Below are 12,259 nucleotides of genomic sequence, written 5' to 3' on the forward strand. Positions count from 1 at the left end.
ATGAGTGATCAGCCTCATTCCCCATCCAATATTCACGGCCATCGTTTACAGAGCGGTGGTTTTGTGAACCGTGACAAACAAGTGCGTTTTCGCTTCAATGATCGCTATTATTACGGTTATGAAGGCGACACGTTGGCCTCAGCTTTGCTGGCCAATGGTGTTCATCTCGTAGCGCGTTCTTTCAAATATCACCGCCCGCGGGGCATCATGGCTGCGGGTACAGAAGAGCCAAATGCCATGGTGCAATTGCATCAGGGTGTGCGTGCAGAGCCAAACCCAAAGGCAACACAAATACCGCTTTGTCATGGATTGGTTGCCAGCAGCGTCAATGCCTGGCCATCGGTGAAATTTGATGTTCAGGCCATCAATGGTCTCTTTCATCGCTTCTTTGCAGCGGGTTTCTATTACAAGACCTTGTTTGGCTCGCCTTGGGCCTGGCATCATGTCTTCGAGCCTATGATCCGAAAGTCTGCCGGGTGGGGTACCGCTCCAACGGGTACCGACCCGGATTGCTATGACCATATCCATAAACATGTCGATGTTCTGGTGGTTGGCGCTGGGCCTGCTGGTTTGGCGGCAGCACGTGATGCTGCAAGTGGTGGAGCCAGAGTGATCCTTGCAGATGAGCAAGGGCGTATGGGTGGTTCGCTTCTTGGTGTGAAACGTCAAATCAACGGACAGGCTTCTGTCGATTGGGTGGAAGAGCAGATTAAAGCGCTCTCCGAACAGAGAGAGACAACTCTACTCCCCAACACAACTGTCTTTGGCTATTACGACCAGAACTATTTGGTGGCATTGGAAAAACGCTTGAATCATAAGAACCAGCCATCCAATCGCGCAAATGTTCGGCAGCGGGTCTGGCATATCCGTGCCAAGCGTGTGATCCTTGCGACCGGCGCTCATGAACGCCCATTGGTATTTGGCGACAATGATCGTCCGGGCATCATGCTGGCAGGTGCTGTGCAAACCTATATCAATCGCTACGGGGTATTGCCGGGCAAAAAGGCTATCCTCTTTGCCAATAACGATGGTGCCTATGAAGCCGCTCTTGATTTCAAGGCTGCTGGGGGCGATCTGGTTGCCGTCATCGATACCCGCAAAGATCCGCAAGGTCCGCTGATCCAGCAAATGCGCGAAACCGGTACGACGGTTTTGACCGGTCATGTGGTCACCAAGACCTTGGGTCAAAGTCATTTCACCGGTGTTCGTGTTGCTGCATGGGATGGTGAGAAGATCACCGGCAAGGTCGAGCAGTTTGATGCTCATCTTTTGATGATGTCAGGCGGTTGGAGCCCGGTTGTCCATCTCTTCAGTCAATCTTCAGGCAAACTTAAATATGACGATGAGAAAGCAGCCTTTGTACCTAATCTTTATGCTCCCAATCAGGATGCTGTCTCAATCGGTGGCGCCAATGGCGATTTCACGTTGGCCGAATGTCTGCGTTCAGGCAGCCGGGAAGGGGTGAAAGCAGCCGTACACGCTGGCTTTGAAGATCGTAAATCCGCCCGACGCTTCACGGTAGAAGAGCCTGAAGTTGGAAATCCAGACCCAAGTTGGTTGATTCCGTCTGAAAAGCCGGTTGGTCAGAGCAAGGCAAAGCATTTTGTTGACTATCAGAACGATTCAACCGCGGCTGATATTCAGCTGGCCGCGCGAGAAGGCTTCCGGTCAGTCGAACATATGAAGCGCTATACGCTGACAGGCTTTGGGACCGATCAGGGTAAAACCGGTAATATCAATGGTCTGGCAATTCTGGCGCAAGCCATTGAGAGCTCGATCCCGGAAACCGGTACCACCACCTTCCGCCCACCTTATACTCCGGTGACCTTTGGTGCGCTGGCTGGGCGGGAGATTGGTGATCTGTCTGATCCGATCCGCACAACACCAATTCATTCGGCTCATGTTGAAGCAGGCGCGGAGTTTGAGAATGTCGGCCAATGGAAGCGTCCGTGGTTCTATGCCCAAGGCGATGAGGATATGCATGCCGCGACAAGACGTGAATGCAAAGCTGTTCGCACATCCGTTGGCATGATGGATGCTTCGACCCTTGGTAAGATCGATATTCAGGGACCAGATGCAGCAGAATTCATCAATCGTTTCTACACCAATGTATTCCTCAAACTGGGCGTCGGCAAATGTCGTTATGGTGTCATGTGTGGTGAAGATGGCATGGTGTTTGATGATGGGGTAACCAGCCGCATCAGCGAAAATCACTTCCATATGACGACCACCACTGGCGGTGCCGCTCATGTGATGGATTGGTTGGAAGAATATCTGCAAACCGAGTGGCCTGAATTGCAGGTCCATTGCACATCTGTCACGGAAGAATGGTCCTGTATCGCTATCAATGGCCCGATGGCACGCAAGGTGATGGAAGCGCTGAACCCGGATGTGGATTGGTCCAATGACGCCTTCCCATTCATGACCTGGCAAGAACAGACCATTGGTGGCGTTCCCGCTCGGATTTTCCGTATCTCCTTTACCGGCGAATTGTCCTTCGAGATCAATGTACCATCCCGCTATGGTCTGGCACTTTGGAAAGCGGTGGTCGAAGCCGGAATGCCTTATGACATCACGCCATATGGTACCGAGACCATGCATATTTTGCGTGCAGAAAAGGGTTACATCATCACCGGCCAGGATACTGATGGCTCTCTGACGCCACAGGATCTGGATATGGATTGGATCGTCTCCAAGAAGAAGAAGGACTTCATTGGCAAGCGGTCCTACAGCCGCGAAGATACGTCTCGTACGGATCGCAAACAGCTCGTCGGCTTGCTGACGGAAGATCCAAATTTCGTGCTGGAAGAGGGTGCTCAAATCCTGGAAGACCCGGATGCACCGACGCCAATACCGATGCTTGGCCATGTGACGTCATCCTATTGGAGTGAAGCTCTTGGTCATTCCATCGCCATGGCGGTGGTAAAGGATGGCTTCAATCGGAAAGGTGAGCAGCTGCATACCTTCTCGTTGGGCAATTGGCAAAAGGTGACTGTGGTCGATCCAGTATTCTATGACAAGGAAGGAGCCCGCCGCGATGGCTGAGCAAATTCAGGAAATCACCCTAGAGGCTCGCTCCCCTTTGACGGATCTGGCAGCCCGAATGGCAAATGCGTCCTCTGATCAGGTAAAACTGACCGAGGTCCCATTCAGGACACAGCTCACTTTGCGTGGGAATGCTGACGAGAAAGCTTTTGCTGATGGCGTGAAGCGAGCTTTGGGTGTGGCGCTGCCAATCAAAGCCAATACAGCCAATTCAAAAGGTGAGATCGACATCCTCTGGATGGGGCCCGATGAGTGGCTTATTCTGGCACCTGAGGGCGAAGCAACACGCTTGATGTCGACGCTCAAGGTCATGTTGTCAGATCAGTTCATCGCCCTTGTCGATATCTCTGATAATCGCACGATGCTGACCCTCTCAGGATCAGCCAGTTGGGATGTTCTCAATAAAGGCGCGCATCTGGATTTCCATCCTCGATCCTGGAAAAAGGGCATGATAGCCCAATCCACTTATGGGCGGGCACAGGTTATATTCTGGCAATCTGGAAATGAGCCGGAATTTCGACTGCTCGTGCGTAATTCCTTTGCCGAATATCTCGCCACATTTCTGATGGATGCCATGGCGGAGTTTGCGAACTGAATACACCTTAAGAAAATCTTGGTGTGAACTCATGATATGAAAAAGGCCTGACATTTTGCTGTGTCAGGCCTTTTCGATGTGTGAAGATTTGCGCAGCTTATGCTGCTTCTACTTCCGCCAGAAGGGCGGCAAAGTCCAAATCACTCAAGCCAGCTGCGCGACGCGCTGCAGTCAGAGTATTTGCCATCAAAAGAGCAATTGTCATGGGGCCAACACCACCGGGAACTGGTGTAATGGAACCAGCGCGCTCAACGGCACTGTCATAGTCGACATCGCCGACAAGACGAGTCTTGCCTTCACCGCGCTCTGGTGCGTCAATGCGATTGATACCAACGTCAATGACGCATGCGCCTTCCTTGATCCAATCACCCTTGACCATCTGAGGACGACCAACCGCGGCAACCACGATGTCTGCTCCACGAACCACCTCAGGTAGATCCTTGGTGCGGCTGTGAGCGATGGTGACGGTGCAGCTTTCAGCCAGAAGCAGTGCCGCCATTGGTTTGCCAACGATATTGGAGCGGCCAATGACAACGGCATTTTTGCCAGAAAGATTGCCCAATACGCGCTTTGCCAAGATCAAAGAGCCAGCAGGGGTGCAGGGCACCAAAGCCTTGTCACGTTCACCAGCTGTCAGCAGGCCGACATTGATCGGGTGGAAGCCATCAACGTCCTTGTCAGGACGGATCAGGTTCAACACCTTGGATTCGTTGATATGGTTTGGCAGAGGAAGTTGAACGAGAATACCGTGAATGGCGTCGTCAGTATTCAGCTTTTCGATCAGAACTAGCAGGTCTGCTTCAGGCGTGTCCTCAGGCAGAGTGTGCTGAACAGAGTGGAAATTACACTCCTTGGCAGCTTTGCCTTTTGAGGCAACATAAACCTTGCTGGCTGGATCTTCGCCCACAATCACCACGGCAATACCGGGGACAATTTTGGTCTCATCAATCAGCTTCTTGGCTTCAACTGCGATTTTGTCACGGAGGTCGGCGGCAATGGACTTGCCATCAATGCGCTCGGCGGTCATGGGACGAGGTCTCTTCAATTGGAGGGAACAAGAACCGGGCGTTGCCGAAATGGCATCACGCCCGGCCCAAATCATGTGCATTCTAATAGCGGGATCAGAATAATCCTTCAATCTCGCCTTTAGCATTTAGGTGGATAGATTCAGCGGCAGGTTTACGCGGCAAACCTGGCATGGTCATGATTTCACCGCAAATGACGACGATGAAGCCAGCACCCGCTGACAAACGAACTTCACGAATTGGCATTGAATGGCCAGTCGGTGCACCGCGAAGATCCGGGTCGGTCGAGAAACTGTACTGGGTTTTTGCCATACAAACAGGCAGCTTGCCAAAGCCTTGGTCTTCCCATTGTTTCAACTGGTTACGGACTTTCTTATCGGCCAATACCTCTTCTGCGCGGTAGATGCGTTTGGCGATGGTGGAGATTTTCTCCATCAATGGCAGTTCGTCTTGGTAAAGTGGTGCAAACTGAGAGGTGCCACTTTCAGCGAGTTCAACGACTTTCTCTGCTAATTCTGTCGCACCAGCAGAACCATTTGCCCAATGTTTGGAGATGATGGCTTGAGCACCTTTTTCCTCGACATAGTCTTTAATGGCTTGGATTTCGGCATCGCTATCCCCAATAATATGGTTGATAGCCACCACTGCAGGCACACCAAACTGGCGCACATTCTCGATATGGCGACCAAGATTGGAGCAGCCTTTTTCCACCGCATTGACATTCTCAATGCCCAGATCACCCTTGGCAACACCACCGTTCATTTTCAATGCACGGATGGTTGCGACGATAACCGCCGCATCTGGCTTTAGTCCAGCCTTGCGACATTTGATGTCAAAGAATTTCTCCGCACCAAGGTCTGCACCAAAACCTGCTTCGGTGACGACATAATCAGCCAGTTTCAAAGCTGTCTTGGTCGCGACAACTGAGTTACAGCCATGGGCAATATTGGCGAAAGGACCACCGTGAACAAAAGCTGGATTGTTTTCCAGTGTCTGTACAAGGTTTGGCTGCATGGCTTGCTGCAGGAGCACGGTCATGGCACCGTCGGCACCAATGTCACGGCAATAAACCGGACTACGGTCTCGACGATAGCCGATGATGATATCGCCCAGGCGCTTTTGCAGATCTTCAAGGTCGTCCGCAAGGCAAAGGATGGCCATGACTTCGGACGCCACAGTGATGTCAAATCCTGCTTCACGTGGGAAGCCATTGACCACGCCACCCAAAGAAGTCGTGATTGTGCGCAAGGAGCGGTCATTCATATCAAGAACGCGACGCCAGGTAACCCGACGGCTATCAATTTCCTGGGCATTGTCCCAATAGATATGGTTGTCGATCATTGCAGACAGCAGGTTATGGGCGGAGGTGATGGCATGGAAATCACCTGTGAAATGCAAATTCATGCTTTCCATGGGTACGACTTGTGCATGGCCGCCACCCGCGGCGCCACCTTTCATGCCAAAGCATGGACCAAGAGAGGCCTCGCGTAGACAAACAGCGGCATTTTTGCCGATTGCATTGAGTGCATCACCCAGGCCAACTGTGGTTGTCGTTTTACCTTCACCAGCCGGAGTAGGGCTGATTGCGGTCACAAGAATCAGCTTACCATCCTCTTTCTCAGCCAGTGATTTGATAAATTCTTCCGAAATTTTGGCTTTATCATGCCCAAAGGGTAGAAGATGGTCGGAGGGAATATCCAATCGCTCACCAATTTCCTGAATCGGTTTGAGCTTCGCCGCACGGGCTATTTCGATATCACTGGCCACATTTGCCTCCTTACAGGTGTTTTCTTTATTGGGTCTCTTTTTGAGTTTAAAAACTCTAAGACTTTAGACTAGCTTTGAGCAAGCCATGATTGATCAAGATCATGTAACCTTAACTTTTTCTCCTGCTCAGCTTCAGAACAAATCCGACTGAATTGCAGCAGGCGATGTCGCATTTTGTTGGTGTGATAGCCTTTCACATTCCTCATGATGAGATCGTATTCTGTCATGATGCTATGCATTTCGGGTATTTTGTATCCAATTTGCTTGCCAGTCGGTGATTTGCTGATATATGACGAATAAATCATCATTTTGCTTGAAGGCGCGCAGCCCCCAATCATTCGGGATATCTGCACCTTCATCCCCACCAATCTCAATGCGGCTCGAAAACCGAGCGCATCATATTAGAGGACGAGATTTATGGCGCGCATTCATTGGCTTGGAGCCGGACTGTCATCTGTTCCCGGAATTCGCCGTCTGATTCAGGAAGGCCGAACCATCACTTTGTGGAACCGCACGGTTGCCAAAGCTGAGCGGGCCGTCAATGGGCTGGAAGGTGATTTTGATGTAAAAGCCTTCTCGTTGGATGCTTTGGCTGAAGCCGTGCAGGGTGGTGACGTGGTTGTCTCGATGCTCCCGGCGACGATGCATATTGCGGTGGCTGAGCTGTGCCTCGACAAAGGCGTTAATTTCGTGTCATCAAGCTATATCAGCCCGGAAATGAGCGCTCTTGGCGACAAGGCCAAAGCAGCGAACCTTGTATTCGTCAATGAAGTAGGGCTCGATCCTGGCCTTGATCATCTGCTGGCCCATCTTCTGATGGCTGATTATAAAGGCTCTGCGGCCTTTGATGCTTCCAACAGTCATGACTTTCGTTCCTATTGTGGTGGTTTTCCAGCTATCGCTAATGACTTCCGGTACAAATTCAGCTGGTCTCCGCTTGGTGTTCTGAAAGCTCTGAAAAGTCCTGCTCAGTCCATTCTTGGTGGCGATGTGGTTCAGACTCAGAAGCCATGGGATGCCATTGCGGACTTTGAAGTTACTTTCCCATCGGGTAGTGAAACTTTCCAGTCCTATCCGAACCGCGACTCTCTTCCATTCCTGGATGACTATGGCTTTGACAAAGATTGGAACATGAACACTTTTGTACGCGGCACACTGCGTCTGAATGGCTGGTCTGATGCTTGGGCGGACATCTTCAATTTCGTTGAAAATGAAATTGCCGGTCCTGATGGAGAAGAGAAGCTCACCGAACTCTCCGAAGAGCTTTGGAATAATCACTCATATGATGAAGGGGAACCAGATCGCGTGGTTCTGGTTGTCGACATGAAAGCATCCAAGGACGGCCGAGCTGTTTGGCACAAATCATATGCTCTGGACGCCCGTGGCAACGATGATGCTTCTGCCATGGCACGCTTGGTCTCTATTCCAGTGAGCCTTGCCATTGAAGCGGTTCTTGATGGCAAGATGGAGGCTGGTGTTCAGGCTGCTCCCAGTAATCCAGCTATCATTGAAAACTGGTTCGCGGAACTGTCCAAATATGGTGATGACTTTCATCTGACCGACAATCTGGTATAACCTCGGAAATTCAAGCGATTGAATTGATCAAGAAGCGCAGCTCAGAGAGTTGCGCTTCTTGTGATTTACGCGCGTTTCCGACAGCGAATTTCGAGAATGTGATTGCTGTCGTGCTGTTAAGTTTGCGAAATTTGGCAGTCGCATGGCATTTTCCCACACCAGCAAAACGGCGAAATGCGCGCCTTGTAGGATGCCGACCCGCAAACTGTCCGGACCTGTTCGGCAATTTGCCGAGACCGATGACAGGCTGCCTTGCATTCACTACCATTTTTCATAACCCTAGGGAAACATTTGATTTTCCGGCGCTGTTGGGATTGCGCCGTTGAGGGAGATGAAACATGGCACATATCCATTGGCTTGGAGCGGGACTGGCCTCGGTCCCCGGTATTCGTCGGTTAATCACGCAAGGTCACTCTCTGACCCTTTGGGAGAGAGACGTGCCAAAGGCCTTGGAAGCAGTTGAAGGCCTGAGCGGGAACTACGCGATCAAGGAAGCTTTGGATGGGGCTTTGGAAGCTGATATTGAAGCTGGTGATGTCATTGTCTCCATGCTACCTGCAGCATTTCATCCGACCATTGCAAAGATGTGCCTCAGCAAGAAAGCGCACTTTGTTTCCTCCAGCTATATAAGCCCTGACATGAATGCGTTGAGTGACGAAGCAACGAGACAAGGCCTTTGCTTTGTCAATGAAGTGGGGCTTGATCCTGGCCTTGATCATCTCTTTGCTCATCTCTTGATGCAGGATTATCAGGAAAGTCCGGTCTTCGATAAACAGAATGACCATGACTTCCGCTCCTATTGCGGTGGCTTTCCTGCTGTTGCCAATGATTTCAAATACAAGTTCAGCTGGTCTCCACTCGGTGTTTTGAAGGCGCTTGCCTCTCCCGCAAAAGCTCTGTTGAAGGGCGAAGTTGCCGAGGTGCAGCGCCCTTGGGATGCAGTGGAGGATTATGTTGTTCACTCAGCTCAGGGGAGTGAGATATTTCAATCCTATCCAAACCGGGATTCGCTGCCATTCATGGCGGAATATGGCTTTGAAAAAGACTGGAATGTCAGCCAGTTTGTACGCGGAACGCTGCGCCTGAACGGCTGGGCCGAAGCTTGGGCAGATGTGTTTGAAGCAGTAAGCAATGCGAACAAGCCTGAAGGTGAAGCGGAGCTGGCAAAACTCAGTGATCGCCTCTGGGCCGATCATGCCTATGAGCCACATGAGGCCGACCGTGTCGTTCTGTCTGTTGAACTGAAAGTCACAAGAGATGGAAAGGTCATCTGGCATCAGTCCAAACTGTTGGACAGCTTTGGCAATGCCGAAGACAGTGCCATGGGGCGTCTTGTCTCAATTCCTGTGAGCCTTGCAACGGAAGCCGTTCTGGATGGAAAACTATCCAGTGGCGTTCAGCCTGCACCTCATGACCGGTCTCTGATCCTGCCATGGCTGGAAGAGCTGGCGCGTCACGAAGATCATGTCCAACATATTGATCATCTGAACATGGCAGGATCCCTGGCTGCAGAATAAGAAAATCTTCCCTGATCGGATGCTTGTCAATTTGGACAAGAGAAAAGGCAGTGTTGCAAGTCAGCACTGCCTTTTTTGTTCACTTTCACTAGGACACAAACCGCTATTCAGCAGCTTGAATGATTTCCTGTCGCGCCTGCTGTTTGGTCAGCAACTTACCTTGCTTGTTTTGGGCAAGTAGATCACGGGCTTTTTGATACTTGTCGTCATACCAGAAAATAGTGCAACCATTGCAGCCACGGCCACAGCAGCCTTCAACCCCAAGGCGCGGGCTTTTGACTGAGCGTTTGGTGCTGGATTGATCAATCGCGGTCTGCAGCTTGTCTTTCTTGCGATCATAAAGCCGCTCGCTACCTTTGCCGAGCTCCAGCTTGTGAGCCTCATCATCATGCTGGAGACGTTGCCATTGTGAGGGTGTCAAGGCGCGCTCTTTACGCAGCACAGTCATGACTGGTACATGCTTGCGCAGCAGTTCTGGATCTTCGTGATCGAACAGATTGAACGGCAGACGGATCTGAGGCTTGGTACCGGGATTGACAACCTCGAGGATCTTGCCATTCTTGGCATCTTCAAATTCATACAGACGGATCGGAATGGCTTCGCGCAGGTGGGGGGAAACCAACTCAATCACATCGCCTGCCTCAAGCTTGTTCTTGATGTCGACGATGAAGGCATCTTCTTCGACGGCGCTGACCTGACCGGCATATTCCCATTCTGCATAGGTGCCGGTTTCTTCATAGCCATGAGCATAATTGGTGAGGCGTCCTTCGTGGAAAGCGAGAGTATAGCCACGGTTTGGAACTGTTGCCAGCTCTTCCATATAGGCGTCTGCATCCCAGTTTTCCGGGTCTTTGTACCAGTCATCAATGGCCATGCGATAGGCACGTGCTACAAGGGCAACATAATAAGGGCTCTTGCCACGTCCTTCAACTTTTAGGCTATCAACGCCGATCTTCAAGTAATCTTCCAGCTTGGGCATGATGCAGAGATCGCGGCTGTTGAGGATGTAAGAACCACGCTCATCCTCGGTAATCTGCATCAATTCGCCGGGGCGTTGCTCTTCCTCGAGGAAGAAATCAAACAGCTCCAAATTCTCTTCGGTAAGGTTTAGCTCACGAACAGTGCCATCACGCAACTTCATGTGAACTTTATATTTCCAACGACAGCTATTGGCGCAGGAGCCTTGATTGGCCCCGCGCTCAGCCATGAAGTTGGACAGCAGACAACGACCAGAATAGGTCATGCACATGGAGCCATGGACAAAGGCTTCCAGTTTGATGTCCTGACATTTTTCACGGATCTCGGCCAACTCAGCATATGAGACTTCACGTCCCAATACACAAAGGCCAGCGCCTTGGCTCTCCCAGAATTTCACAGACTGCCAGGAGCAGACATTAGCCTGAGTGGAGACATGAAGCTCCAGCTCCGGTGCTTGTTGCTTGACGAACATGAAGACGCCCGGGTCAGCCACGATCAACCCATCGGGCTTAACCTTGCGAACCGTTTCAACATATTGCGGCAGCTTGTCGATGTCCTTGTTATGAGAAAACAGGTTGAGCGTTAGATAAACCCGCTTGCCATGCGCGTGTGCAAACTCGATGCCTTCGACCACATCCTCCAGGGTCATCTGGGACTTGGTGCGCAAGGACATGTCCGGTGTGCCCATATAGATAGCATCAGCTCCATAAAGAACAGCCATTTTAAGCTTTTCCAGATTACCCGCAGGCATCAGAAGCTCGGAGTGGGCCGGGCGGCCGGAATGATGGATAGGCTTGGTCATTGGTCCAGATGTCCTGCTGGCAGTCTTAACGAGTTTCGTCGCTGTTTATACGGAAAAATACGCAAAGCTGCAATCAGGAGGGTATGTCAAATTACCCGAATGTGAACCACAGCTTTTCAGCAGTCGCACAGGTAGCAGAGAGGGTTCCAAATTTCAAATTTTCTGGTGGACTAAGGCGCGAAATTGATCTGGCGCAGGTATTTGGGCTGTTTGACTGTCAATAATACCTAAGGGTAGAATACTTAGGTTCAGGCAAGCGGTGGTGAATTTAGCAGCAAGGACCATTCAATGGATGTTTCAGGGGAATTCAAGATTTCCGCCAGCCCGAAGCGTATAATTCAGGCATTTCAAGATCCTGAGGTTCTCCAGCAGGCCATACCCAATTGTCAGACAATGAGACAGATCGGCCCGGGTCGGTTTGAGGCCCAAATCACTCCTGTTCTGGATCAGGAAACATCATTTTTCCTGTATCATTTTCGGATCGCGGAGACAATCAAGGACCGTGAAATCTCATTGACTTGGTCGAGTGAGGAGCCAAGTGCCTTACTACCTGACGGAAGTGCTGTGTTCGCGTTGACACCTCACAAAAGCCATACACAGATATCCCACCAGATTCAAATGACAGTGAATCCAAACGGAGGCAACAATCAATCAGAAAATGGTCGAGGTATCGCCTTCATCACGGCATTGACTGACCGCTTTGCCGATAAATTGCGTCACCATGCAGGTGTAAACATGACAGATAAGAAAGCCCATGAAAATTTCGGCGAGACACTCCATAGTCTGGAGGACGCCGCAATGGAACTTGAAAATGAAGCGGAAATTGCGGCTGGAAAAGGGGTTCTAGGCGGTGCTCAAATGTGGGGGTGGATCGCACTTGCGCTGGTAGTTCTGATACTGATATTCCTGACCTGACAGATATGTGAAGAGAAATCGACCTCGCCGACTTGACGGA

General features: G+C 50.9%; 8 protein-coding genes. 5 read left to right on the forward strand and 3 right to left on the reverse strand.

What is annotated here, in order from left to right; translation table 11 throughout:
• Positions 1-3,045, forward strand: a complete 3,045-nt coding sequence (locus CRO57_RS05045; RefSeq protein WP_097152260.1) for a sarcosine oxidase subunit alpha family protein — start codon at positions 1-3, stop codon at positions 3,043-3,045.
• A complete protein-coding gene (locus CRO57_RS05050; protein WP_170955951.1) occupies positions 3,038-3,640 on the forward strand; it encodes a sarcosine oxidase subunit gamma in 603 nt (200 codons plus the stop codon). The genes CRO57_RS05045 and CRO57_RS05050 overlap by 8 nt, the downstream gene beginning before the upstream one ends.
• Positions 3,641-3,737: 97 nt before the next feature.
• Here CRO57_RS05050 and folD read toward each other — a convergent pair whose 3' ends face one another.
• Positions 3,738-4,667, reverse strand: coding sequence for a bifunctional methylenetetrahydrofolate dehydrogenase/methenyltetrahydrofolate cyclohydrolase FolD (folD, locus tag CRO57_RS05055; RefSeq protein ID WP_097153208.1), 930 nt, complete (start codon positions 4,665-4,667; stop codon positions 3,738-3,740).
• Between the two features lie 94 nt (positions 4,668-4,761).
• A complete protein-coding gene (locus CRO57_RS05060) occupies positions 4,762-6,432 on the reverse strand; it encodes a formate--tetrahydrofolate ligase (RefSeq protein WP_097152262.1) in 1,671 nt (556 codons plus the stop codon).
• A 417-nt stretch (positions 6,433-6,849) separates the two neighbouring features.
• Between CRO57_RS05060 and CRO57_RS05070 the strand changes: the two genes are divergently transcribed.
• Both CRO57_RS05070 and CRO57_RS05080 read left to right on the forward strand, forming a co-directional pair.
• Positions 6,850-8,007 (forward strand): saccharopine dehydrogenase family protein, encoded by a 1,158-nt coding sequence (locus CRO57_RS05070; protein ID WP_097152264.1) that lies wholly within the window; start codon positions 6,850-6,852, stop codon positions 8,005-8,007.
• 338 nt (positions 8,008-8,345) lie between these two features.
• Positions 8,346-9,524: a saccharopine dehydrogenase C-terminal domain-containing protein gene (locus CRO57_RS05080; RefSeq protein ID WP_097152266.1), complete on the forward strand. Its 1,179-nt coding sequence runs from the start codon at positions 8,346-8,348 to the stop codon at positions 9,522-9,524.
• A gap of 103 nt (positions 9,525-9,627) precedes the next feature.
• Here the strand turns inward: CRO57_RS05080 and CRO57_RS05085 are convergent, their stop codons facing one another.
• Positions 9,628-11,304, reverse strand: a complete 1,677-nt coding sequence (locus CRO57_RS05085) for a U32 family peptidase C-terminal domain-containing protein (protein WP_097152267.1) — start codon at positions 11,302-11,304, stop codon at positions 9,628-9,630.
• Positions 11,305-11,592: 288 nt separating this feature from the next.
• Here CRO57_RS05085 and CRO57_RS05090 point away from each other — a divergent pair, with 288 nt between their 5' ends.
• Positions 11,593-12,219 (forward strand): SRPBCC domain-containing protein, encoded by a 627-nt coding sequence (locus tag CRO57_RS05090; RefSeq protein WP_097152268.1) that lies wholly within the window; start codon positions 11,593-11,595, stop codon positions 12,217-12,219.
• Positions 12,220-12,259 lie beyond the last annotated feature (40 nt).

Origin of the sequence: Cohaesibacter gelatinilyticus (assembly GCF_900215605.1) — a bacterium.
GTDB classification, from domain to species: Bacteria; Pseudomonadota; Alphaproteobacteria; order Rhizobiales; family Cohaesibacteraceae; genus Cohaesibacter; species Cohaesibacter gelatinilyticus.